The organism is Amycolatopsis sp. NPDC045836 (assembly GCF_056431745.1).
Genome location: NZ_JBWKKF010000001.1, coordinates 242,764 through 266,068, shown reverse-complemented (window position 1 = coordinate 266,068; position 23,305 = coordinate 242,764). Strand labels below are relative to the sequence as shown.

The 23,305-nt window shown below is 70.8% G+C and carries 21 protein-coding genes; 18 read left to right on the top strand and 3 right to left on the bottom strand.

The features are described 5' to 3' along the window. Nucleotides 1-17: 17 nt before the first annotated feature. Both AC07EG_RS01280 and AC07EG_RS01275 read left to right on the top strand, forming a co-directional pair. Nucleotides 18-1,661, top strand: coding sequence for an acyl-CoA carboxylase subunit beta (locus tag AC07EG_RS01280; RefSeq protein ID WP_478250934.1), 1,644 nt, complete (start codon nucleotides 18-20; stop codon nucleotides 1,659-1,661). Nucleotides 1,662-1,671: 10 nt separating this feature from the next. Next, nucleotides 1,672-1,890, top strand: coding sequence for an acyl-CoA carboxylase subunit epsilon (locus AC07EG_RS01275; RefSeq protein ID WP_478250933.1), 219 nt, complete (start codon nucleotides 1,672-1,674; stop codon nucleotides 1,888-1,890). Between the two features lie 51 nt (nucleotides 1,891-1,941). On the opposite strand, the gene AC07EG_RS01270 is transcribed toward AC07EG_RS01275, so the two are convergent. After that, the gene (locus AC07EG_RS01270) at nucleotides 1,942-3,807 is read right to left on the bottom strand and encodes a glycoside hydrolase family 3 protein (protein WP_478250932.1); all 1,866 of its coding nucleotides are present in this window, start codon (nucleotides 3,805-3,807) and stop codon (nucleotides 1,942-1,944) included. Between the two features lie 120 nt (nucleotides 3,808-3,927). On the opposite strand from AC07EG_RS01270, the gene AC07EG_RS01265 reads away from it, so the two are divergent. Together AC07EG_RS01265 and AC07EG_RS01260 are read left to right on the top strand one after the other, a co-directional pair. Then, a complete protein-coding gene (locus tag AC07EG_RS01265; protein WP_478250931.1) occupies nucleotides 3,928-4,548 on the top strand; it encodes a Maf family protein in 621 nt (206 codons plus the stop codon). 114 nt (nucleotides 4,549-4,662) lie between these two features. Next, a complete protein-coding gene (locus AC07EG_RS01260) occupies nucleotides 4,663-6,012 on the top strand; it encodes a dicarboxylate/amino acid:cation symporter (RefSeq protein WP_478250930.1) in 1,350 nt (449 codons plus the stop codon). Nucleotides 6,013-6,067: 55 nt separating this feature from the next. Here AC07EG_RS01260 and AC07EG_RS01255 read toward each other — a convergent pair whose 3' ends face one another. Continuing rightward, nucleotides 6,068-6,775 (bottom strand): hypothetical protein, encoded by a 708-nt coding sequence (locus tag AC07EG_RS01255; protein ID WP_478250929.1) that lies wholly within the window; start codon nucleotides 6,773-6,775, stop codon nucleotides 6,068-6,070. Between the two features lie 102 nt (nucleotides 6,776-6,877). Here AC07EG_RS01255 and AC07EG_RS01250 point away from each other — a divergent pair, with 102 nt between their 5' ends. The 12 genes from AC07EG_RS01250 (at nucleotide 6,878) to AC07EG_RS01195 (ending at nucleotide 17,484) form a co-directional block, all read left to right on the top strand. Continuing rightward, nucleotides 6,878-7,168 carry an SAV_915 family protein gene (locus AC07EG_RS01250; protein WP_478250928.1) on the top strand — a complete coding sequence of 97 codons (291 nt, stop codon included), beginning with the start codon at nucleotides 6,878-6,880 and terminating at the stop codon, nucleotides 7,166-7,168. An 86-nt stretch (nucleotides 7,169-7,254) separates the two neighbouring features. Then, complete coding sequence (locus tag AC07EG_RS01245; RefSeq protein ID WP_478250927.1) at nucleotides 7,255-8,412, top strand: acyl-CoA dehydrogenase family protein; 1,158 nt, start codon at nucleotides 7,255-7,257, stop codon at nucleotides 8,410-8,412. Beyond that, nucleotides 8,412-9,422, top strand: coding sequence for a s-methyl-5-thioribose-1-phosphate isomerase (locus AC07EG_RS01240; protein WP_478250926.1), 1,011 nt, complete (start codon nucleotides 8,412-8,414; stop codon nucleotides 9,420-9,422). The genes AC07EG_RS01245 and AC07EG_RS01240 overlap by 1 nt, the downstream gene beginning before the upstream one ends. Continuing rightward, entirely contained in the window at nucleotides 9,419-10,138 is a 720-nt protein-coding gene (gene mtnC / locus AC07EG_RS01235) for an acireductone synthase (protein ID WP_478250925.1), read from the top strand. Before AC07EG_RS01240 ends, mtnC begins: the two co-directional genes overlap by 4 nt. Then, nucleotides 10,135-10,755: a methylthioribulose 1-phosphate dehydratase gene (gene mtnB / locus AC07EG_RS01230; RefSeq protein WP_478250924.1), complete on the top strand. Its 621-nt coding sequence runs from the start codon at nucleotides 10,135-10,137 to the stop codon at nucleotides 10,753-10,755. The genes mtnC and mtnB overlap by 4 nt, the downstream gene beginning before the upstream one ends. Before the next feature lie 22 nt (nucleotides 10,756-10,777). Then, nucleotides 10,778-11,371 carry a 1,2-dihydroxy-3-keto-5-methylthiopentene dioxygenase gene (locus tag AC07EG_RS01225; protein ID WP_478250923.1) on the top strand — a complete coding sequence of 198 codons (594 nt, stop codon included), beginning with the start codon at nucleotides 10,778-10,780 and terminating at the stop codon, nucleotides 11,369-11,371. Nucleotides 11,372-11,409: 38 nt separating this feature from the next. Next, entirely contained in the window at nucleotides 11,410-13,212 is a 1,803-nt protein-coding gene (locus AC07EG_RS01220; protein WP_478250922.1) for an acetyl/propionyl/methylcrotonyl-CoA carboxylase subunit alpha, read from the top strand. Between the two features lie 68 nt (nucleotides 13,213-13,280). Continuing rightward, a complete protein-coding gene (locus AC07EG_RS01215) occupies nucleotides 13,281-13,679 on the top strand; it encodes a DUF1707 SHOCT-like domain-containing protein (RefSeq protein ID WP_478250921.1) in 399 nt (132 codons plus the stop codon). Between the two features lie 108 nt (nucleotides 13,680-13,787). Further along, a complete protein-coding gene (locus AC07EG_RS01210) occupies nucleotides 13,788-15,005 on the top strand; it encodes a sensor histidine kinase (protein ID WP_478251218.1) in 1,218 nt (405 codons plus the stop codon). Then, nucleotides 15,002-15,625: a response regulator gene (locus AC07EG_RS01205; protein WP_478250920.1), complete on the top strand. Its 624-nt coding sequence runs from the start codon at nucleotides 15,002-15,004 to the stop codon at nucleotides 15,623-15,625. Before AC07EG_RS01210 ends, AC07EG_RS01205 begins: the two co-directional genes overlap by 4 nt. A 21-nt stretch (nucleotides 15,626-15,646) precedes the next feature. After that, a complete protein-coding gene (locus AC07EG_RS01200; protein WP_478250919.1) occupies nucleotides 15,647-16,177 on the top strand; it encodes a GNAT family N-acetyltransferase in 531 nt (176 codons plus the stop codon). Then, the gene (locus tag AC07EG_RS01195; RefSeq protein ID WP_478250918.1) at nucleotides 16,156-17,484 is read left to right on the top strand and encodes a class I adenylate-forming enzyme family protein; all 1,329 of its coding nucleotides are present in this window, start codon (nucleotides 16,156-16,158) and stop codon (nucleotides 17,482-17,484) included. Before AC07EG_RS01200 ends, AC07EG_RS01195 begins: the two co-directional genes overlap by 22 nt. A 1,542-nt stretch (nucleotides 17,485-19,026) precedes the next feature. On the opposite strand, the gene AC07EG_RS01190 is transcribed toward AC07EG_RS01195, so the two are convergent. Further along, the gene (locus tag AC07EG_RS01190) at nucleotides 19,027-20,793 is read right to left on the bottom strand and encodes a glycerol-3-phosphate dehydrogenase/oxidase (RefSeq protein ID WP_478250917.1); all 1,767 of its coding nucleotides are present in this window, start codon (nucleotides 20,791-20,793) and stop codon (nucleotides 19,027-19,029) included. Nucleotides 20,794-21,002: 209 nt separating this feature from the next. On the opposite strand from AC07EG_RS01190, the gene AC07EG_RS01185 reads away from it, so the two are divergent. Then, entirely contained in the window at nucleotides 21,003-21,752 is a 750-nt protein-coding gene (locus tag AC07EG_RS01185; RefSeq protein WP_478250916.1) for an MIP/aquaporin family protein, read from the top strand. Nucleotides 21,753-21,784: 32 nt separating this feature from the next. Beyond that, complete coding sequence (gene glpK / locus AC07EG_RS01180) at nucleotides 21,785-23,290, top strand: glycerol kinase GlpK (protein WP_478250915.1); 1,506 nt, start codon at nucleotides 21,785-21,787, stop codon at nucleotides 23,288-23,290. The last annotated feature ends 15 nt before the right edge of the window (nucleotides 23,291-23,305 follow it).

Below are 23,305 nucleotides of genomic sequence, written 5' to 3'. Positions count from 1 at the left end.
CGTTAAGCTCGCCAGCCATGAGCAGTGCGACGGAGCCTGTCGGGACGCCCCCGAGCGAAGAACCGGACATCCACACCACCGCCGGCAAGCTCGGCGACCTGTACCGGCGGTACGACGAGGCCGTGCACGCCGGCTCGGCGCGCGCGGTGGAACGCCAGCACGCCAAGGGCAAGAAGACCGCCCGCGAGCGGATCGACCTGCTGCTCGACCCCGGTTCGTTCATCGAACTGGACGAGCTGGCCCGGCACCGCTCGACCAACTTCGGCCAGGACCGCAACCGCCCCTACGGCGACGGCGTGGTGACCGGTTACGGCACCGTCGACGGCCGCCCGGTGTGCGTGTTCAGCCAGGACGTCACCGTGTTCGGCGGTTCGCTGGGCGAGGTCTACGGCGAGAAGATCGTCAAGGTGATGGACCTGGCGATCAAGACCGGCCGCCCGATCATCGGCATCAACGAGGGTGGCGGCGCACGCATCCAGGAGGGCGTGGTCTCGCTCGGCCTGTACGGCGAAATCTTCACCCGCAACGTCAAAGCCTCCGGGGTGGTGCCGCAGATCTCGCTGATCATGGGCGCCAACGCGGGCGGGCACGTGTACTCGCCGGCGCTGACCGACTTCGTGGTGATGGTCGACCAGACCTCGCAGATGTTCATCACCGGCCCGGACGTGGTGAAGACGGTGACCGGCGAGGAGGTGACGCTGGAGGAGCTCGGCGGCGCCCGCACGCACAACACCAAGTCCGGCAACGCGCACTACATGGGTTCCGACGACGAGGACGCCATCGCCTACGTCAAGGAGCTGCTCAGCTACCTCCCGGCGAACAACCTGTCCGAGGCGCCGGTGTTCGAAGCCCCGCTGCCGGCCGGCGAGTCGATCCACGACGAGGTCACCGACGCCGACCGCGAGCTGAACGAGCTGATCCCGGACTCGGTGAACCAGCCGTACGACATGCACGAGGTGATCACCCGCGTGCTCGACGACGGTGAGTTCCTCGAGGTGCAGGAGCTGTTCGCGCCGAACATCATCATCGGCTTCGGCCGGGTGTCCGGCCAGAGCGTCGGCATCGTGGCCAACCAGCCGACGCAGTTCGCCGGCTGCCTGGACATCGACGCCTCCGAGAAGGCCGCGCGGTTCGTGCGCACCTGTGACGCGTTCAACATCCCGGTGCTCACCTTCGTCGACGTGCCGGGCTTCCTGCCGGGCACCGACCAGGAGTGGAACGGCATCATCCGCCGCGGTGCGAAGCTGATCTACGCCTACGCCGAGGCCACCGTGCCGCTGATCACCGTGATCACGCGCAAGGCCTACGGTGGCGCGTACGACGTGATGGGCTCGAAGCACCTGGGGGCCGACCTGAACCTGGCGTGGCCGACCGCGCAGATCGCGGTGATGGGCGCGCAGGGCGCGGCGAACATCGTGCACCGGAAGGCGCTGGCGGAGGAGGCGGTGAAGGACGGCGGCGACGTCGACGGCCTGCGTGCCCGCCTGATCCAGGAGTACGAAGACACCCTGTGCAACCCGTACGTGGCGGCCGAGCGCGGGTACGTGGACTCGGTGATCGTGCCCGCGCACACCCGCAGCCACATCTCGCGTGCGCTGCGGCTGCTCAACGACAAGCGCGAGACGCTGCCGCCCAAGAAGCACGGCAACATCCCGCTGTAGGGAGGTCCGCATGTCCGAAAACCGTCCACTGCTGCGCGTGGTGCGCGGCACCCCGGCCGACGACGAACTCGCCGCGCTGACCGCCGTGCTCGCCGCGGCGGCTTCCGCGGGCGAGAGCGACCCGGCTCCGCAACCGCGCCGGTCCCGGTGGGCGGACCGGGCCGCGACCCTGCGGCAGCCGCTGCAACCGGGACCGGGTGCCTGGCGCGCTTCGGCGCTGCCGCGCTGAACCCCGGGCGAAGGGTGCGCGGGGGGTTGACTCCCCCGCGCACCCCACGGCTCACTTCTTCTGGTACGTCAGGCCGTAGCCGTACGGGAACAGCGCCTTCTTGCCGTCACCCGCGTTGATCGGCAGCTGGCTGAAGTCCGCTGCCCAGGAGAAGGTCAGCTTGCCGCTGGGCTTGTGGTCGCCGAAGAGCACGTCGGCCACGCCGGCGCCTTCGGTCCCCGGCAGCCACGCCGCCAGCAGCGCGTTCCAGCCGCCCAGCTCGGCGGTGATGTCCAGCGGACGGCCGGACACGGTCACCACCACCACCGGCACCCCGGTCGCTTTGAGCTTGGCGATGGTCGAGAGGTCCTCGGCGTCCAGCTTCAGGCCGTTGGGCCGGTCGCCTTCACCCTCGGCGTACGGGGTCTCGCCGACCACCGCCACCGCGACGTCGTAACCGGCGTCGGCACCGTCGCCCTCGCGGTCGTAGGTGACCTCGGTGTCCGGGCCGCCGACCTGCCGGATGCCCTGCAGGATCGTGGTGCCCGGGGTGATCGGGCCGCTGCTGCCCTGCCAGGTGATGGTCCAGCCACCGGACTGGTTGCCGATGTCGTCGGCGTTCTTGCCCGCCACGAACACCTTGCTGCCCTTCTCGATCGGCAGCGCGCCCTCGTTCTTCAGCAGCACCTGGGACTTCTTGACCGCCTCACGCGCCACCGCCCGGTGCTCGGCGCTGCCGAAGTCCTTCTGCAGCGACCGGTCCGCGAACGGCTTCTCGAACAACCCCGACTCGAACTTCTTGGTCAGGATGCGGCGGTTCGCGTCGTCGATCCTGGCCTTGGTCACCCGGCCCGCGTCCACCTCGGCTCGCAGGTACTGGATGAACTTCGGCGCGTCGTAGGGCTCCATGAACAGGTCGATGCCGGCGTTGACCGACTCCCGCACCTCGTCCGCGGTGAGGTCGTCGTTGTTGCCGTTGAGCTGGTGGACGCCGTTCCAGTCGGACACGACCAGCCCGGAGAACCGCAGTTCCTTCTTGAGCACGTCGGTGATCAGGTACTTGTGCCCGTGTGCCTTCCGGCCGTTCCACGAGGAGAAGCTGATCATCACCGAGCCGACCCCGCGCTTGATCGCCTCCTGGAACGGCGGGAGGTGGATCTTGCGCAGCTCGGCTTCGCTGACCTCGGTGTTGCCCTGGTCGTCGCCGCCGGTGGTGCCGCCGTCGCCGACGTAGTGCTTGGCCGTGGCCAGCACCGACCCCTTCGACTTGAGCGAGCGGCCCTGCAGGCCGTCGATGATGGTCGCGTTGCTGATCGCGTCCTTCGGCGTCTCACCGAACGACTCGTACGCGCGACCCCAGCGGTCGTCACGGGAGACGCACAGGCACGGCGCGAAGTCCCAGGTCGGGCCGGTGGCCCGCACCTCGGACGCGGTGACCTCGCCGATCTTCTCGACCAGCTTCGGGTCGTGCGCGGCACCGAGGCCCACGTTGTGCGGGAAGATCGTGGCGCCGTAGACGTTGTTGTGCCCGTGCACCGCGTCCACGCCGTAGAGGGTCGGGATGCCGAGGGGGGTGCCCAGCGCGGCCTTCTGGTACGCGTCGTACATGTCGGCCCAGGCGGCCGGGGTGTTCGGCGTCGGCACCGAGCCGCCGCCGGACAGCACCGAGCCCAGCCGCAGGTCGGCGGCCTGCTGCGGGGTGACCGCCTGCCGCTCGGCCTGCACCATCTGGCCGATCTTGTCCTCCAGGGACATGCGGTTCATCAGGTCGTGCACCCGCAACTGCGTCGGCAGGTAGGGGTTCTTGTACAGCGGCCACAGCGACTCTGGCGCGGCCGAGGCGGTGCCGGGCGCGAGCACGGCGCCGGTCAGCAGCAGGCCGCTGACCAGGACGCCCGCCACCCGGGACGATCTCCTGGCACGGAGACGAAGCGACATCGGTGTCCTCCGGAAAGGGGAATCGGGGCATATGTTGCGCGCGACAACAAAGTAGACCGTGACCTGGCACACAGGCGTCACAATTCGATAACGCCAACCGGCCGGTTAACCTCCGAGCCCATGCGCTTCGTTCTCGCCTCCGCTTCCCCCGCCCGGCTCGCGGTGCTCCGAGCCGCCGGCATCGACCCCAGCGTGGTCGTCTCCGGTGTCGACGAGGACGCCGTGGCCGCGGCCCTCACCGACCCCTCGCCCAGCGAACTCGTGGTCGCGCTGGCCCGCGCGAAGGCCGCGGTGGTCGCCGGCGAGGTGGCGGGCACGCACGCCGAAGCGGTGGTCGTCGGCTGCGATTCGATGCTGTCCATCGGCGGCGAAATGGTCGGGAAACCGGGGCGGCCGGAGGTGGCCAGGAAGCGCTGGGCGGTGATGGCGGGCGGCTCCGGCGAACTGCTCACCGGGCATTCGGTGATCCGCTTGCGCGGCGGTGAACGCGTGGCCGAGGCGGCGGGCTCGCGCAGCACCACGGTCCGCTTCGCCAGCCCGTCCGAGGAGGAGTTGGAGCGCTACATCGCCACGGGCGAACCGCTTTCCGTCGCCGGATCGTTCACATTGGACGGTCTGGGCGGCTGGTTCGTCGACGGCGTGGACGGCGACCCGTCCAGCGTGATCGGCATCAGCCTGCCGCTGACCAGGAACCTGCTGGCCGAGGTCGGGGTGCGGGTGACCGACCTCTGGCGGGACTGACGTCCCAGGATCTGAGAGGCGCCCCACACGAACGGGCGTTGCGGAAGAGTCGCGGAACGCCGGGCGTTGACCTGCTCGGCAGTTCACGAAACTTTCACGCACCGGAGCGAGCCCGTGTCTTTCATACGGACCTACAACAAGCCGTCGGTGTTCGCCGGAGCCGTGCTCGGCGGACTCGTCGTCGGCGTCCTGCTCGGGGTGCTGGCCAGGACCACCGGAACCCAGTGGCTGACCGACACCCTCGACCAGATCGGCAGCATCTTCACCACGCTGCTGCAGATCGCGGTCATCCCGCTGGTGTTCACCGCCATCGTGGTGGGCATCAGCAGCCTGCGGAACCTCGGCGGCGGCAAGACCGCGGCCCGGCTCGGCGGCAAGACGGTGCTCTGGTTCGCCATCACCTCGTTCATCGCGGTGCTGATCGGCATCGCCGTCGGCAAGCTCGTCAACCCCGGCAGCGGCGGGTTCGCCGCCGAGGCCACCGCGAAGAACGCCGAGCGGGCGGCGAAGGCCGCCGGCGGCTCGTGGACCGCGTTCATCGAGGGCCTGCTGCCGCAGAACTTCTTCTCCGCCTTCGCCGAGGGCGAGACGCTGCAGGTGCTGTTCCTGGCCATCCTGTTCGGCGCCGCCGCCTACAGCCTCGGCGAGCGCGCGAAGCCGTTCGTCGACCTGACCACCAGCGTGTTCGAGATCGTGCAGCGCTACCTCGGCTGGATCGTCCGGCTCGCCCCGATCGGCGTGCTCGGCCTGATCGGCGCGGCGGTGGCCAACTACGGTGACGCCCTGCTCGGACCGCTCGCCTGGCTGACCGGCGCGGTGTGGATCGGCGCCGGACTGGTGCTGTTCGTGGTCTACCCGATCCTGCTGCACTTCGTGGCGAAGGTCTCGCCGGCCAAGTTCTTCGGCAAGGCGTGGACGGCCATCCAGTTCGCCTTCGTCTCGCAGTCCTCGGCCGCCACCCTGCCGCTGACCCGCCAGTCCGCGGTCAACCTCGGGGTGAACCCCGGGTACGCCAGCTTCGCCACCCCGCTGGCCAGTGCGACCAAGATGGACGGTTGCGCCGCGGTCTTCCCGGCCATCGGCTCGATCTTCATCGCGAACATCTCCGGGGTGCAGCTGAGCGTGTGGCAGTACGTGGGCATCGTCTTCGTGGCGATCTTCGGCGCGCTGGCCACCGCGGGCACCACCGGCTGGCTGACCGCGCTGACCCTGACCACCGGCCTGATCGGGCTGGCCCCGGAGCAGGTGGCGCTGGGCATCGCGCTGATCTACTCGGTCAACCCGATCATGGACATGGCGCGCACGGCGACCAACGTGGCGGGCCAGATCGTGGTCCCGGTGGTCGTCGCCCGCGGTGAGGGCCTGCTCGACGACGAGGTGCTGCACACCCCGAGCACCCCGCCGCTGCTCACCGACACCGGTGCCACCCCCAGCCGGCGCGACCCGGCGCCGACCCCGGCCTGAAGCTGATCGGTTCCACGCGGCGCCGGCGGATCCCCGCCGGCGCCGCTTGGCGTTTTCACGACATCGGGCAGGGGCGCAGGTCGGCCGGCCCGAGCCGGACGTCCGGCCACCCGCGCAGCTGCGAGGGCGCCGAGTAGCGCTTGGTGCAGCCCGCCTGCTTCCCGGTCAGGTCGAACACCTCGGCCACCACCGGCCCCCGCTGGCACCCCGGCCCGGCCGGGGTGGCCGAAGCGCACTCGTGCCGGACCACCACCACCTCCGGCGCCGGATCGGCGACCACCTGCGCCAGCAGCACGCGACCGGCGTCGGAGAAGTACAACCGGTCCGACCGGCGCCAGGTGTCCCCCGGCGCGACCAGCAGCTCGGCCAGCCTGCCGCCCTGGTAGTCGCCCTGCACCAGGCAGGCCGCCAGCTCGCCGTCCACGCACTGCATCGAGCTCTGCCCGACCGCCACGTCCATCGAGCCCAAGGCGCTCTCCAGCACGAAGTCCGAGCCGAGCCCGCCGAAGCGCACGTGCGCCGACCGGCCCTCCGGATCGGCGAGCAGCTCGGCCGTGGTGCCCTTGACCGGCTGCTGGGACAGCACCTGGCAGGCCCGCGGCCCGCACTCCGACGCCGGGGCCACCGCGGTGGACTCGGCACCGGTGCCCGGCGCCGCCGCGTCGGGCGCGTCCGGGCGCGACAGCACCGCCGTCACCAGGGCAGCGGCGGTGACCAGCACCGCCAGCACCGCGGTGACCACGATCGATCGCGGAGCACGCACGAACCCTCCTCTCCCCGCCTTCCGCAGACTAGGTCAACCCGGTTCCGGCGGCCGGGAAGACCGGAGTCGCCATCGCTCGGCGTGTTCGGGTCTGCTCTAATCGTGACGGTGACCATGCTCAAGCAGACACAGGGATTCCCGCCCGCCGTGTACCTGCCGACCGGGCCCAGGTACGCCGCCGAAACCGAGACCACCGTCGAATTGCGCCAGACCGCGGACGGCCGCACGGCCCTGCTCGCGTACTCCGCGCTCGACCGGCTGGTCAACTGCTGCGGTGACCAGCAGTCCTGGGTGCTGATGCGCACCGACAAACTGGACAAGATCCACGCCGCGCAACCGTTCGACGTGGCCTATCTCGACCTGGAGATCCCGGCTTCGCACCGGATAGGCTGACCGCATTGGAAAACGGCCCTTCCCAGCACCCGGGAGGGGCCGTTCGACCGTCGTAGCATGGGGGTCCGAGCGGAATGGGACGGTGGATGACGGACTGGGTGGCCGTGGCCGCGGAGGTCGCCGAGAAGCTGCGCGCGGACGCGGTCGCGCGGGAGGAACGCGGCGAGGAGCCCCGCGCGGAGATCGAACTGCTGCGGGAGTCCGGCCTGCTCCGGTTGCTGGTCCCGGCCGAACTGGGTGGTTCGGGTGGCGACTGGCCGCTCGCGCACCGGGTGATCCGGCGGATCGCCGCCGCCGACGGTTCGCTCGGGCACCTGCTCGGTTACCACTACTTCCAGCTGTGGCGCACCCGGCTGTTCGACAACCCGATCGCGGACCGGCTGGCCCGCGACAGCGCGGCGGGTGACTGGTTCTGGGCCGGGGTCAGCAATCCACGGGACGCGGCACTGGAACTGCGGCCGGTGGACGGCGGGTTCACCGTGCACGGCAAGAAGTTCTTCGCCACCGGTGCTTCGGTGGCCGACCACCTGATCGTCAGCGGCACCCTGACCGGCACCGGGCGCAAGGCCACCTTCACCCTGCCCGCCCGCACCGGGGGCATCCGGTTCCTCGGTGACTGGAACAACCTCGGGCAGCGCCTGTCGGCCAGCGGCGGGGTCGAGTTCGACGGCGTGTTCGTGCCGGAGGGTGAACTCCTCGGCCACCAGCCCGCCGACGGCGAACCCCGGCAGTGGCGCGATTCCCTGGCGCCACTGGGTTTCCAGCTGCTGCTCGCCCAGGTGCAGGTCGGCATCGCCGGTGGCGCGCTGGCCGAGGGCGCCCGCTACACCACCGGCAGCTCCCGGGCGTGGCCGCTGTCCGGTGTGGACAGAGCGGCGGACGACCCGCACGTGCTGGCCGCCTACGGCACGCTGGCCGCCCGGCTCACCGCGGCGGAACTGCTGGTCGACGCCGCCGCCGCGGCGTTCGACGAAGCCGCGCGCGAGGTCGACGAACGCCGTCGCGGGGAACTCGGCGTCCTGCTGGCCAAGGCGAAGGTGGTCACCACCGAGGTGTCGCTGGAGATCGCGAACCGGATCTTCGAGCTGACCGGGGCGCGGGCGACCGGCGCCAAGTACGGCCTGGACCGGTTCTGGCGCAACGCCCGCACGCTGACCCTGCACGACCCGGTCGCCTACAAGGCCACCGAGGTCGGCAGGCACCTGCTCGACGGCGAGTACCCGCCGATCACCGGGTACAGCTGATGGGCGTGCCGGTGCTGGCCGACAGCGTGCGGCTGGCCGACGACGGGGTGCACGTGCTGGACCGGCGGGTGTTCCCGTTCCAGCGGGTCTGGGTGCGCTGCCGCACGGTCGAAGAGGTGGCCACGGCCATCGAGGACATGGTCACCCAGTCGTCCGGGCCGTACTTCGCCGCGTTGTGGGGCATGGTGCTCGCCGCCCGGTCGGCCGCGTCCCTGCCCCGCGACCAAGCCCGGGCCGCGCTGGCCGCCGCCGGGGACCGGCTGGTCGCCAGCCGGCCGACGAACAACCACCTCGGCAAGGCCGTGGCCGCCGTGCTGTCCGAAGTGGACTCTTCGGCGGACGGCATCGCCGAGGCGGCCACCAGGGGCGCGCGGGCCGGTGACGCGTTGTACCGGGCCCGCAGCCGGGCCCTCGGCGAGCACACGGTGGACCTGCTGCCGGACGGCGCCAGGGTGCTGACCCACTGCTGGGCCGACCTGTACCTGACCGAAACCGTGACCGTGGCGCGGGAACGCGGCAAGGAGCTCAGCTTCTTCTGCACCGAAACCCGCCCGTACCTGCAGGGCGCCCGGCTGACCGCGGAAACGCTGGCGGAAATGGGCGTGGCCACCACGCTGGTCACCGACGGCACGGGCGCGGCGCTGTTCCGCGAGGGCCTGGTCGACGCCCTGGTCACCGCGGCCGACCGGGTCAGCATGGACGGGCACGTGGTGAACAAGATCGGCACGCTCGGGCTGGCGGTGGCGGCGAAGGCGTTCGGCGTGCCGTTCCACGCCCAGGTGCAGGCCCCGGACCCCGGTGCGCCGACCGCGGCCGACGTGCCGATCGAGTACCGCGACGGCGACGAGGTGCTGCACACGCTGGGACGGCGGACCGCGAGCACCCGGGTGCGCGGGCTGTACCCGGCCTTCGACGTCACCCCGCCGGAGTTCGTCACGACAGTGGTCACCGATCGTGGTCCACTGGCCCCGGACCGACTGCCCGAGTACTACGACCGAGGAGAATCGTGACCGAGCGCCTGACCGCCCGCTGGGTGGTGCTGGACATCGAAGGCACGCTGACCCCGACCAGCCAGATCCACGTGGTGCTGTACGACTACGCCCGCCCCCGGCTGGGTCCCTGGATCGACGAGCACCCCGAGGACCCGCGGGTGACCGAGGCGGTCGCCGCCGTGCGCGCCGAAGCCGGGCTGCCCGCCGACGCCCCCACCGGCGACGTGGTCCGGGTCCTGCACTCGTGGATGGACGAGGACCGGAAAGCCGGGCCGCTGAAGGCGCTGCAGGGATTGATCTGGGAACACGGGTACGCCCACCGGGAACTGACCTCGGAGTACTTCCCCGACGTGGTCCCGGCCCTCGAATCGTGGCGGGCGGGCGGCCTTTCGCTGGCGGTGTTCTCGTCGGGTTCGGTGGCCGGTCAGGTTGCTTCGTTCTCGAACACCACCGAAGGCGATCTGCGCCCGTTCTTCCGCCACCACTTCGACACGGTGAACGCGGGCCCGAAACGCGAAGCCGCGTCCTACCACACCATCGCCCACGGCCTCGGTGATCCGCTGCCGTCGGAGGTGCTGTTCCTCTCCGACGTGCCCGCCGAACTGGACGCGGCCAAAACCGCGGGCTGGCAGGTGGTCGGGCTGGCCAGGGCGGGGGAACCGTTCGAGCGCGCCGACTTCGGGCTGCACCGCACGGTCGCTTCGTTCGCCGAGCTGGAGATCACCGCCGGATGACCGCGCTGGAGACGGCGGGCCGGGCGCTGGCCGCCGAGTCCGCCCGGTACGAGGCGATGGGCTGGATGCGCGGCACCTCCGGCAACCTCTCCGTCACCCTCTCCCGCGAACCGCTGCGGCTGGCCGTCACCGCCAGCGGGCTGGACAAGGGCGCGCTGAGCGCGGCCGACGTGGTCGAGGTGGACGCGAGCGGGCAGGCGATCCCGGGGCAGGCCCGGGTCCCGTCGGCCGAAGCCGGGCTGCACGCGCGGATCGCCGGGGTCGCCGGAGCGGGTGCCGTGGTGCACGTCCACGCGCTGGCCCCGGTGCTCGCCGCCGAGTTCTGGCCGGACGGCGTCGAACTGCGGGACCTGGAGATGCTCAAGGGCTTCGGCCGCCGCGCGCACGACGACCCGGTGACCGTGCCGGTGGTGCCGAACAGCCAGGACATGCGCGTGCTCGGCGACGCCTTCGAGGCCGGGTTCCGCGCCGACACCCCGGCGCTCATCGTCGCCCGCCACGGCGTCTACGTCTGGGGTGACGACCTGGCCCACGCCCGGCAGCGCCTCGAGTGCCTCGAATGGCTTCTTCGCTTCAGGACCCGCTCGTACCGTGCATTCGAGGGGTCTCCCCAGTGAGAACGGGTGAAAGGTGGCCACCATGACCCTGCTGACCGTCTGGGCGGAGCACGATCCCGCCACGGTGCTCCGGCGCACCCACGACGCCGAGGAGATCGGCGCCGTGCTGGGCGAACTCGGAGTCCGGTTCGACCGGTGGCCGGTCCGCGAACTGCCCGCGCAGCCGACCGAGGAGCAGGTGCTCGACGCCTACCGCGCCGAGGTCGACCAGGTCGTCCGCACCGAGGGCTACACCCACGTCGACGTCAAGCAGCTGACCCCGGACGACCCGGGCGCCGCCGAAGCACGCGCGAAGTTCCTCGCCGAGCACACCCACGACGACGACGAGGACCGCTTCTTCGCCCGCGGCTCCGGCGTGTTCTACCTGCACGTGGCGGGAAAGGTGCACGCCGTGCTGTGCACCGCGGGCGATCTGCTCAGCGTGCCGGCGAAGACCACGCACTGGTTCGACATGGGCATCAGGCCGGATTACGTGTCCATTCGGTTCTTCCACGATACAGAGGGCTGGGTCGGGGATTTCCTGGAGAAATCGATCGCGGATCGCTTCCCGCCGATGGACGAGCTGACCCGCGAGGGTGACTCGCCTCTCAAGACGAACTCGACGTCAAGTCCGTAAACTGCGGCGAAGCCAGTAGCCACACATGGAGGTAGGGCGTGCCCGAAGCAGCCAGCGCGAGCCAGGGCGGACCGGTGACGAAGGTGCTGGTCGCCAACCGTGGGGAGATCGCGGTACGGGTCATCCGAGCGGCCAAGGACGCCGGCATCGCCAGCGTCGCGGTCTACGCCGATCCCGATCGCGACGCCCCGCACGTCCGGCTCGCCGACGAAGCGTTCGCACTGGGCGGGAACACCGCCGCGGAGAGCTACCTGGTCTTCGACAAGCTGCTCGACGTCGCCGCCCGCTCCGGCGCCGACGCGGTGCACCCCGGCTACGGCTTCCTCTCGGAGAACGCCGACTTCGCCCAGGCCGTGCTGGACGCGGGCCTGACCTGGATCGGGCCGAGCCCGCAGGCCATCCGCGACCTCGGTGACAAGGTGACCGCGCGGCACATCGCGCTCAAGGCCGGTGCGCCGCTGGTGCCGGGCACCAAGGAGCCGGTGGCCGGGGCCGACGAGATCATCGCCTTCGCCGAGGAGCACGGCCTGCCGGTGGCGATCAAGGCCGCCTTCGGCGGGGGCGGCCGCGGGCTGAAGGTGGCCAGGACGCTCGAGGAGATCCCCGAGCTGTTCGAGTCGGCCACCCGCGAGGCGGTGGCGGCGTTCGGCCGCGGCGAGTGCTTCGTCGAGCGCTACCTGGACAAGCCGCGGCACGTCGAGGCGCAGGTGCTGGCCGACCAGCACGGCAACGTGATCGTGGTCGGCACCCGGGACTGCTCGCTGCAGCGGCGGCACCAGAAGCTGGTCGAGGAGGCCCCCGCGCCCTTCCTCTCCGACGAGCAGCGCGCCACCATCCACAGCTCGGCCAAGGCCATCTGCGCCGGGGCCGGGTACTCCGGCGCGGGCACGGTCGAGTACCTGGTCGGCACCGACGGCACCATCTCCTTCCTGGAGGTGAACACCCGCCTGCAGGTGGAGCACCCGGTCTCCGAGGAGACCACCGGCATCGACCTGGTCCGCGAGCAGTTCGCCATCGCCCGCGGCGAGCGGCTGCGGTTCACCGAGGACCCCGAGCCGCGCGGGCACTCCATCGAGTTCCGCATCAACGGCGAGGACGCCGGCCGCAACTTCCTGCCCGCGCCGGGCACGGTGACCAACTTCGTCGCGCCGAGCGGCCCCGGCGTCCGGGTCGACTCCGGGGTGGAGACCGGCAGCGTGATCGGCGGGCAGTTCGACTCGATGCTGGCGAAGCTGATCGTCACCGGGTCCGACCGCGACAACGCGCTCGAGCGCAGCCGCCGCGCGCTGGACGAACTGGTCGCCGAGGGCCTGGCCACGGTGATCCCGTTCCACCGCGCGATCGTGCGCGACCCGGCGTTCATCGGCGACGGCAAGCAGTTCAGCGTGCACACCCGCTGGATCGAAACCGAGTTCGACAACCAGATCGAGCCGTTCACCGCGCCCGCGGAGGCCGAGGAGGACGAGCAGCCGCGGCAGAACGTGGTGGTCGAGGTCGGCGGGCGGCGGCTGGAGGTCAGCCTGCCCGGCAACCTGGCGCTCGGCGGTGGCGGCGGGGCCGGTGGCACCGCGGTGGCCAAGGCCAAGTCGCGCAAGCGCAGCGGTGGCGGCAAGACCGCGGTCAGCGGCGACGCGGTGACCGCCCCCATGCAGGGCACCATCGTCAAGGTCGCGGTCGAAGAGGGCCAGCGGGTCGAGGCCGGTGAGCTGATCGTGGTGCTGGAAGCGATGAAGATGGAGAACCCGGTCACCGCGCACAAGGCGGGCACGGTCACCGGCCTGGCCGCCGAGGTCGGCGCCGCGGTCTCCCAGGGCACGGCGCTGCTGGAAATCAAGGACTAGCCCGCCCGCCACCCGCAACGGAAGCGCTGCGCGCTCGGTTTTGTTCCGGCAGCCGTAGACTCGCCGGTATGGACAGCGGCGAGATGCGGCTGAGCAACGCCGAGCGCCAGGAGGCGCTGGAGGCGCTCGAAGAGCACGTCCGCACCGGCAGGCTCGACGTCGACGAGTACGCCGACCGCTCGGCCAAGATCACCGTGGCCACCCGGCGCGGGGAGCTGGAACCGCTGTTCGCGGACCTCCCCGCGCCGCACCCGAGCGTGCTCAGCCAGGAGTTGTTCACCCCGACGATCACCGGCCCGGCGCCCCGGCTCACCCCCGGGCAGGCGCTGGCCGCCAAGGCGGTGCCGATCGCCGGGGTGATCGCCCTGGTGCTGTTCTTCACCGTGGCCCGCGGCTTCTGGCCGGTGTTCCTGCTGCCCGCGGCCGCCGCCCTGCTGGCGGGCGCGGTCAACCGTGGCAGTCGCTAGTCCATCCACCGATCGGTGGAACGGAAGTGGCGGGATCGCCGACCTTTCACCCAGTTTTCCGCTGCGAAGATGAAGCGGGGGGAACGGGAGGTGAGGGTGTTGGCCGGAGTGCTGCCGAGCACGCTCGACCGCCGCGGGGAACGCCGGGTGAGCTGCGTGTTCGCCGGGGTCAGCCTGCTCGCGCTGACCATCTCGGTGCTCTGGGCGGCCCCGGAGGTGGCCGACGCCCCCGGCGCCATCGTGCTGATCTCCGCGGCCACGCTGTGGATGCCGCAGGTGCTCTGGGTGCTCCCCCGCCGCACCACGCACCCGGTGCTGGTGGCCGTCTACTACCTGGGTTTCCTGGCACTGGCCACGGCGCTGAGCCGGTACGGCGACGCCTTCGGCGTCTTCGCCTCGGTCGGCTACCCCCTGGCGTTCGGCCTGCTCACCCCGCGGCTGAGCTTCTTCGGCGTGGCGGCGACCGCGATCCTGCCGATGATCGCGCGCGGCAGCACCGACGCCCCGACCTGGCTCACCCTGCTCTCGGTGGCCGCGCCCCTGCTCCACGCGGGCTGGGTGGTCGGCTCGGAGAGCGAGAAGCGCCGCCGGTCCAACGCCCAGCTGGCCGAGGCCAACGCCAAGCTGGAGGCGGCGCTGGAGGAGAACGCCGGCCTGCACGCCCAGCTGCTCAGCCAGGCCAGGGAAGCCGGGGTGCTCGACGAGCGCCAGCGCATGGCCGGCGAGATCCACGACACCATCGCCCAGGGCCTGGCCGGCATCATCACCCAGCTCCAGGCCGCCGAACGCAGCGGTACCGACGCCGAACGGCGGCAGCGGCACCTGGCCAACGTGCACGCGCTGGCCAGGGAGAACCTGACCGAGGCGCGGCGGTCGGTGCGGGCGCTGCGCCCGGAACGCCTGGCCGACTCGCGGCTGCCGGACGCGATGGCCGAACTCGGCCGTACCTGGACCGAGACCTCCGGCGTCCCGGTCCAGGTGGAGATCACCGGTGCGCCGCGCCCGCTGCTGCCGGACCTGGAGGTCACCCTCTACCGCGTGGCGCAGGAGGCGCTGACCAACGCCGGGAAGCACGCGAAGGCCACCCGCGTCGCGCTCACGCTGTCCTATGTGGACGATGTGGTGCTGCTCGACGTGCGGGACGACGGGGTCGGCTTCACCCCGGGCGGTTCCCCGGCCGGCGGTGCGGGCTTCGGCCTGTCCGGTATGCGCCAGCGCGTGCAGCGGGTGGCGGGCACGCTCGCCGTCGAAAGCGCCCCCGGCGAGGGCACCACGATCAACGCCCAGCTCCCGGCCATCACCACCGCGAACGGAGGCCCCGAATGATCAGGCTGCTGCTGGTCGACGACCACCCGATCGTCCGCGACGGCCTGCGTGGTGCGTTCGTCGGCGAAGCCGACCTGGAGATCGCCGGTGAGGCGGCCGACGGCGCCGAAGCACTGGTGCTCGCCGGTGCGCTCGCCCCGGACGTGGTGCTGATGGACCTGCGCATGCCGCGCATGGACGGGGTCGCCGCGATCCGGCGGCTGCGGGAGGTCGCCCCGGACACCAAGGTGCTCGTGCTGACCACGTTCGACTCGGAGTCCGACGTGCTGCCCGCGATCGAGGCCGGGGCCACCGGTTACCTGCTCAAGGACGCGCCCACCGCGGAACTGCTGCGCGCGGTGCGGGCGGCGGCCAGGGGCGAGTCGGTGCTTTCCCCGGCGGTGGCGGTGAAACTGCTCGGCCAGATGCGGGAGCCCGCCAAGCAGAACACGCTGACCAAGCGCGAGCTGGAGGTGCTGGAACTGGTCGCCGACGGGGCCACCAACCGGATGGCCGCGGCGAGGCTGTTCATCAGCGAGGCCAGCATCAAAACGCACCTGCTGCACATCTACGCGAAGCTGGAGGTGCGCGACCGCGCGGCCGCGGTCGGTGAGGCGTACCGGCGAGGCTTGCTCAGCTGATCCGGTGGGTATGTTCTTCGCGTGGAACCGGTGGAGATCAACGCGGGGGCGTACTACCTGCGGCAGTTGCGCGCCGACGACCGGCTGGACGACCGCCCGGCGCTCATCGAGGCGTTCGCCGATCCGGTGCACCGCCGGTTCGTGCCGAACTACCGGCTCGAAACGCTGGAAGCGGCCGGGGAGTACGTGGCGCAGCGGGCACGGGAGTGGGCGGCGGGCACGCGGTGCTCCTGGGCCATCGCCGAGCCGACCACCGGTGACCTGCTCGGCGAGGTCGGGCTGAAGCGGGTCGACCTCGAAGCGGGCACCGCCGAAGCGGCGATCTGGGTGCACCCGAAGGGGCGCGGGCAGGGCATCGGCACGCTGGCCGTCGACGCCGCCGTGCGCTTCGCGTTCGGGGCGCTGGGGCTGGAACTGGTCGAATACCGGCACGCCGAGACGAACAAGGCGTCGGAGAAGATCGCGCGGCGGTGCGGGTTCACGCAGATCGGCGAAGCCGTGGTGCCGACCGCTGGGGAGAAGGACCTGGTGTGGACCAAAGCTTCTTCCTGACCCGCGTGCTCGAGGTCTTCGACGAACACGCGGACCGGGTGCTGTTCCGGCAGTCCGGTTCGGACACCACGTACGCCGAGGCCGGGCAGCGGCTTCGGCGGCTGCACGCCGCGTTGCCCCCGCTGGCGGGCCGGACGGTCGCCGTTTCTGCGGGCAACCACCCCGACGCGGTGCTCACCCAGCTCGCCGCCCAGCTGCGCGGGGCACGGGTGCTGCTGATCGCTGCCTCCGCCGCGCCTTCGGACCGGGCGGCCGCACTCGCCGCGGCCGACGCCGTGCTGGTGGACCCCGGTTCGCTCGACGCGGACCCGGTCGAGATCACCGTTCCGGCCCGCGCCGAGACGATCTTCACCTCCGGCGGCACCACCGGCCCGCCGAAGCTGATCCGGCACTCCGGCACCTACGAGGGCATGGTGCACGTGTTCCGCCCCGATCCGGCGGGCCCGAACCGGATCCTGGTGGTCGCGCCGATCACCCACCTCACCGGCAACGCCGCCGTGCTCGGGGCGCTGCTCTGCGGTGACACCGTGGTGCTGCACGACGGTTTCGACGCCGACGCCGTGGTCAAGGCGCTGAGCGCCGACCGGATCACCCGGTTCAGCCTCACCCCGGCCAGGCTCGGTGCGCTGCTCGATCACCCCGGTCTCGCCGGTGCCGACCTCGGTGCGCTGCGCTCGGTTTCGCTCGGTGCCAGCACGCTGCCGGTGCACCGGCTGAAGCAGGCGCTCGCGGTGTTCGGCCCGATCGTCGGCCAGGGGTACGGGCTGACCGAGGCGCCGATGATCGCCACCATCACCGCGGCCGAGTACGAGGGCCACCCCGAGCGGCTGGCTTCGGTCGGCCGCATCGTGCCGGGTGTGCGCGCCCGTGTCGACGAGTCCGGTGAGGTGCTGGTGCAGGGACTGTCCCTGATGGACGGTTACCTGGACCGCCCACTGGACGGCGACTGGCTCCCCACCGGCGACCTGGGCCACTTCGACGACGACGGCTACCTGTACCTGCACGGCCGCGCCGACGACGTCATCATCACCGGCGACCACGGCACGAAGGTCCACCCGGCGCGGGTTGAGGAGGCACTGGGCTCGCACCCGCGGGTCCGCCAGTCGGCGGTGGTCGGACGCTCCACTCCGGACGGTGTGCTGCTGCACGCCCTGGTGGTCGCCGATGGTTTGGTGACCGCGGAGGAGTTGCGCACGCACGTGGCGGGTGAACTCGTCCACCCGCACTTCGTCCCGTCGACGATCGAGTTCGTCAAGGCCCTCCCGCTGACCCCAATCGGCAAACTGGACCGAAAACGCCTCCGCTGACCCGAGCAGCCCGGCGTCGCGCAACCTCGAACGGCTGGTAGCCACCCCAGCAGCCACTCGGCCCGGCGGACAACCCGGAGCCGACCCGGCTCGACGGGCTCCGCTTCACCCGGCAGGACGGTGCATCACCTCCAGCGCCAACCACCGAGCCGAGCAGCCCGGCAGACCCCAGCGGCCACAAGCCCGCGCGGTGAGCCGCCTCAGCTGACCAGCTCAGTCAGTTCCACCCCGGCAAACCGGAACGTTTCCGCCAGCGCCAACCACCCAGCCGAGCAGCCCGGCAAATCCGAGGCCACACAAGCCACTCGGTCAGCCACCTCAGCTCACCAGCTCAACCAGCCTGACCTCGACGAGCGGCGACGAGCTCGGCGAGCCGCTTCACCCAACCGGCTCAACCAGCTCCCACTGACCGGCTCAGCCACCCTCAACCTCCTCGACAAATCGGAGCAATTCCGCCAGCGTCCAACCACCCAGCCGAACAACCCGACAAACCCGAGCCACACAAACACTCGATCAGCCACCTCAGCTCACCAGCTCAACCAGCCTCACCCCGTCAAGCGGCGACGAGCTCGGCGAGCCGCCTCACCTAACCGGCTCAGTCGGCTTCAACCCGCCAAGCAGCCACAGGCGTGATCAGCCAAACTCAACTGACCCCGCTCAGCCAGCGGCGATCCGTCGAGCAACCCCAAGCTCGGCGAGCCGCCTCACCTAACCGGCTCGATCGGCTTCAACCCGCCAAGCAGCCACAGGCGCAATCAGCCAACTCAACTGACCCCGCCCAGCCAGCGGCGATCCGTCGAGCGGCCACAAGCTTGGCGAGCCGCCTCACCGTCCAGCCAGCAGCAACCTCTCGAGCAGCCACAAGCGCGACGACCCGCCCCACCCAACCGGACTCAGTCGGCTTCAACCCGCCAAGCAGCCACAAGCGCGACCAGCCAACTCAACTGACCCCGCTCAGCCAGCGGCGACCCGTCGAGCGGCGACGAGCTCGGCGAGCCGCCTCACCCAACCGGCTCGATCGGCTTCAACCCGCCAAGCAGCCACAGGCGCAATCAGCCAACTCAACTAACCCCGCCCAGCCAGCAGCAACCCCTTAAGCAACCCCAAGCTCGGCGAGCCGCCTCACCCAATCGGCTCGATCGGCTTCAACTCGCCAAGCAGCCACAGGCGCAATCAGCCAACTCAACTGACCCAGCCCAGCCAGCGGCAACCCCTCAAGCAGCCACAGGCCCGGCGACCCGCCTTACCCAACCGCTCGATCGGCTTCAACCCGCCAAGCAGCCACAGGCGCAATCAGCCAACTCAACTAACCCCGCCCAGCCAGCAGCAACCCTCAAGCAACCCCAAGCTTGGCAACCCGCCTCATCGGCCCAACCAGACTCAATCCCTCCAGCAGCCACAAACTCGACGACCCGCCTCACCCAACCGGGCTCAGTCAGCTTCACCCCGTCAAGCAGCCACAAGCCCGCACGGCAAGCCACCTCGGCTGACCGGCTCAGGGGCCAAACCGTCGAGTGGGCAGGAGCACGCGGGGAGCCCGTCTCAGCTGACTGGTTCGGTCAGGTTCGACCTTGCCTCCGGGGCGGCGTTGCGGCGTTCGTCGGCGGCTTCGTCGTTGGGCTGGGTTTGGGAGTCTCGTTCGGCTTCGACTCGGGCGTTGTAGACCTCGACCTCCCGCGCGGTCTCCGCCTCCGTCCAGCCCAGCACCTCGCCCATCAGCTTCGCCACCTGGCGGGCGCAGTCCACGCCGCGGTGCGGGTACTCGATCGAGATGCGGGTTCGCCGGGCGAGCACGTCTTCCAGGTGCAGCGCGCCCTCGTGGCTGACCGCGTACACCGCCTCCACGCCCAGGTAGTCCGGCGCGGCTTCCAGCGGCTTCAGCAGTTCGGGGCGCCCTTCGCCGAGGGCGAGCACCTCGTGCACCAGCGAGCCGTAGCGGTCGAGCAGGTGCCGGACCCGGTACGGGTGCAGCCCGTGCTGCGCGGCCAGGTGGTCGGCCTGGTTCACCAGTGCGTGGTACCCGTCCGCCCCGAGCAGCGGCACCTTGTCGGTGATCGACGGCTGCGGGCGGCCGGGCAGGTCGACCGCGGCGGCGTCGACGGCGTCGGCCGCCATCACCCGGTAGGTGGTGTACTTGCCGCCCGCGATCGCCACCAGGCCCGGCGCCACCCTGGCCACGGCGTGCTCGCGCGAGAGCTTCGAGGTCTCCTCGCTCTCCCCGGCCAGCAACGGCCGCAGCCCCGCGTACACACCCTCGATGTCGTCGTGCGTGAGCGGCGTGGCCAGCACGGTGTTGACGTGTTCGAGCAGGTAGTCGATGTCGTGCTTGGTGGCCGACGGGTGCGCGAGGTCGAGGTTCCAGTCGGTGTCGGTGGTGCCGACGATCCAGTGGTTGCGCCACGGGATGACGAACAGCACCGACTTCTCGGTGCGCAGGATCATGCCCGACTCCGACACGATCCGGTCGCGCGGCACCACGATGTGCACGCCCTTGCTGGCCCGCACCCGGAACCGGCCGCGGCTGCCGGACAGGTGCTGCAGCTCGTCCGTCCACACCCCGGTGCAGTTGATCACCGCGCTGGCCTGCACGTCGGTCTCCCGGCCGTCCTCCACGTCGCGCACGCGCACGCCGGAGATCCGGTCCGCCTCCCGCAGGAACCGCACCACCTGGGTGGACGTGCGCACCACGGCGCCGTAGTGCGCGGCCGTGCGCGCCACGGTCATGGTGTGACGGGCGTCGTCGGCCTGCGCGTCGAAGTAGCGGATGCCGCCGATCAGCGCGTCCCGCTTGAGCGCGGGCACCATGCGCAGCGCCCCCGCCCTGGTCAGGTGCTTCTGCCCGGGTACCGAACGCGCACCGCCCATGGTGTCGTACAGGAACAGGCCGGCCGCGGTGTACGGCCGCTCCCAGACGCGCTTGGTCAGCGGGTACAGGAAGCTCACCGGCTTCACCAGGTGCGGAGCCAGCCGGGTGAGCATCAGCTCCCGTTCCCGCAGCGCCTCGCGCACCAGCCCGAACTCCAGCTGTTCGAGGTAACGCAGTCCGCCGTGGAACAGCTTGCTGGACCGGCTCGACGTGCCGGAAGCGAGGTCGCGGGCCTCGACCAGGGCCACCCGCAGGCCGCGGGTCGCCGCGTCGAGGGCCACCCCCGCGCCGACCACGCCACCACCGATGACAACCAGGTCGTAGCTCTCCTCGCCCAGCCGCCGCCATGAGTCCTCACGGGTCCGCGGCCCCAGTTCGGCCTGGCCCGCCCCGCGTGCAGATTCGGTCACCGCATCCTCCTCGACGTGCTCGACATCCAGCATGTCACGTCCGCGGGCGCCCGCATCCCGATGCGCGCTGGAGTGTGACTGAGGAGTCTTCTAGACCCCCCTCAACTTGAAAAATTGACACCAGCCGTGCCTGGAAGGTTCGCCTACCAACTAGTAGCGTTCCCATGATCGTGGGTCGGCAACGGCGCCGTGGCACGCCGTGATCGACCCTGCGCATGAAGTGTCCGTTGTGGAGGGACGAGATGGCAGCTGGGGAAATCTTCATCTGGGAGCTGATCGGCACGGCGGTGCTGATCCTGCTCGGCAACGGCGTGGTGGCCAACCACGTGCTGCGCAAGAACAACGGGCACAACACCGGCTTCCTGTTCGTGAACCTCGGCTGGGCGTTCGCCGTGTTCACCGGTGCCAGCCTGGCCGCGCCCAGTGGTGCGCACCTCAACCCGGCGGTCACCCTCGGCCTGGCCGTGGCGGGCAAGACCGAGTGGGCCGACGTGCCGATCTACTTCCTGGCGCAGCTGCTCGGCGCCATCCTCGGCGCGGTGCTGTGCTGGGCCACCTACAAGCTCCAGTTCGACGACCACCCGGAGCCGGAGAACACGCTCGGCATCTTCTCCACCGCACCGCAGATCCCGCACAAGGGGTGGAACCTGGTCACCGAGATCATCGGCACCTTCGTGCTGGTGGCCTGGATCCTGCTCAGCCCGGTGGTCAAGGCCGGCGACGGCGGGGTGCCGGACTTCGGCAACTCGGCGCTGGGTTACGCCGGGGTCGCCTTCGTCGTGCTGGTCATCGGCACCTCGCTCGGCGGGCCGACCGGCTACGCCATCAACCCGGCCCGCGACCTCGGCCCGCGCATTGCCTACGCCTTCCTGCTGCCGATCCGCAGCAAGGCCAACCCGAACTGGGGCTACTCGTGGATCCCGGTGCTCGGCCCGCTGGTCGGCGGGGCGCTCGCGGCCCTACTGTTCCTCGTGCTGCCCTCGCCCGCCTGACCCCGACTTCGAACAGGGAGAGTTGAAGCGAAATGACTTCCTACGTCGCCGCGATCGACCAGGGCACCACGTCCACCCGCATGATGATCTTCGACCACAGCGGCCGCTCGATCGCCGTGGACCAGCGTGAGCACGAGCAGATCTTCCCGCGGGCCGGGTGGGTCGAGCACAACGCCGAGGAGATCTGGGAGAACACCCGCGCGGTGGCCGCCGGCGCGCTGGCCAAGGCCGACATCACCGCCGCCGACATCACCGCGGTCGGCATCACCAACCAGCGCGAGACCACGCTGGTCTGGGACCGCAAGACCGGCAAGCCGGTGTACAACGCGATCGTCTGGCAGGACACCAGGACCGACAAGATCGTCACCGAACTGGGGGCGCTCGGCGGCGGCCAGGAGCGCTACCGGGAGAAGACCGGGCTGCCGCTGGCCACCTACTTCTCCGGTCCCAAGATCAAGTGGATCCTGGACAATGTGGACGGTGCCCGCGAGCGCGCCGAAGCCGGTGACCTGCTCTTCGGCAACATGGACACCTGGGTGCTGTGGAACATGACCGGCGGGCCGCAGGGCGGGGTGCACGCCACCGACCCGACCAACGCCTCGCGCACCCTGCTGATGGACCTGGACACCCTGCAGTGGGACGCCTCGATCGCCGGGGACATGGGCATCCCGCTGGCCATGCTGCCGGAGATCCGGTCGTCGTCGGAGGAGTTCGGCAAGGTCCGCGAGCGCGGTGTGCTGGCCGGGGTGCCGATCGCCGGCATCCTCGGCGACCAGCAGGCGGCCACCTTCGGGCAGGCCTGCCTGTCCTCCGGTGAGGCGAAGAACACCTACGGCACCGGCAACTTCGTGCTGCTGAACACCGGCACCGAGAAGGTGCTCTCGGACAACGGCCTGCTCACCACGGTCTGCTACAAGATCGGCTCGAAGGACACGGTGTACGCGCTGGAGGGCTCGATCGCGGTCACCGGCTCGCTGGTGCAGTGGCTGCGGGACAACCTCGGCATGATCGGCTCGGCCGCGGAGATCGAGGAGCACGCGCGCAAGGTCGAGGACAACGGCGGCACCTACTTCGTGCCCGCCTTCTCCGGCCTGTTCGCGCCGTACTGGCGCTCCGACGCCCGCGGCGCGATCGTCGGCCTCACCCGGTTCGTCAGCAAGGGCCACCTGTGCCGGGCGGTGCTGGAGGCCACGGCGTTCCAGACCCGCGAGGTGATCGACGCGATGAACGCCGACTCCGGGGTGGCGCTGACCTCGCTGAAGGTCGACGGCGGCATGGTGGTCAACGAACTGCTCATGCAGTTCCAGGCGGACATCCTCGGCGTGCCGGTGATCCGGCCGGTGGTCAACGAGACCACCGCGCTCGGCGCCGCCTACGCGGCCGGGCTGGCCGTCGGGTTCTGGGAGAGCGAAGAGGACATCCGCACCAACTGGGCCAAGGACAAGGAGTGGACGCCGGAACTGGCCGAGGAGACCAGGGAGGCGCAGTACCGCAGCTGGAAGAAGGCCGTCACCAAGACCTTCGACTGGGTGGAGTGACCCGCTGGACCGGCC

Excerpts from the sequence above, each read along its gene's own strand:
- AC07EG_RS01240 (WP_478250926.1), top strand. The coding sequence starts at position 8,412 with ATGGGCGTGCCGGTGCTGGCCGACAGCGTGCGGCTGGCCGACGACGGG.
- mtnB (WP_478250924.1), top strand. The coding sequence starts at position 10,135 with ATGACCGCGCTGGAGACGGCGGGCCGGGCGCTGGCCGCCGAGTCCGCC.
- AC07EG_RS01225 (WP_478250923.1), top strand. The coding sequence starts at position 10,778 with ATGACCCTGCTGACCGTCTGGGCGGAGCACGATCCCGCCACGGTGCTC.
- AC07EG_RS01275 (WP_478250933.1), top strand. The coding sequence starts at position 1,672 with ATGTCCGAAAACCGTCCACTGCTGCGCGTGGTGCGCGGCACCCCGGCC.
- glpK (WP_478250915.1), top strand. The coding sequence starts at position 21,785 with ATGACTTCCTACGTCGCCGCGATCGACCAGGGCACCACGTCCACCCGC.
- AC07EG_RS01280 (WP_478250934.1), top strand. The coding sequence starts at position 18 with ATGAGCAGTGCGACGGAGCCTGTCGGGACGCCCCCGAGCGAAGAACCG.
- AC07EG_RS01265 (WP_478250931.1), top strand. The coding sequence starts at position 3,928 with ATGCGCTTCGTTCTCGCCTCCGCTTCCCCCGCCCGGCTCGCGGTGCTC.
- AC07EG_RS01190 (WP_478250917.1), bottom strand. The coding sequence starts at position 20,793 with ATGCTGGATGTCGAGCACGTCGAGGAGGATGCGGTGACCGAATCTGCA.
- AC07EG_RS01270 (WP_478250932.1), bottom strand. The coding sequence starts at position 3,807 with ATGTCGCTTCGTCTCCGTGCCAGGAGATCGTCCCGGGTGGCGGGCGTC.
- AC07EG_RS01205 (WP_478250920.1), top strand. The coding sequence starts at position 15,002 with ATGATCAGGCTGCTGCTGGTCGACGACCACCCGATCGTCCGCGACGGC.
- AC07EG_RS01245 (WP_478250927.1), top strand. The coding sequence starts at position 7,255 with ATGACGGACTGGGTGGCCGTGGCCGCGGAGGTCGCCGAGAAGCTGCGC.
- AC07EG_RS01215 (WP_478250921.1), top strand. The coding sequence starts at position 13,281 with ATGGACAGCGGCGAGATGCGGCTGAGCAACGCCGAGCGCCAGGAGGCG.
- AC07EG_RS01185 (WP_478250916.1), top strand. The coding sequence starts at position 21,003 with ATGGCAGCTGGGGAAATCTTCATCTGGGAGCTGATCGGCACGGCGGTG.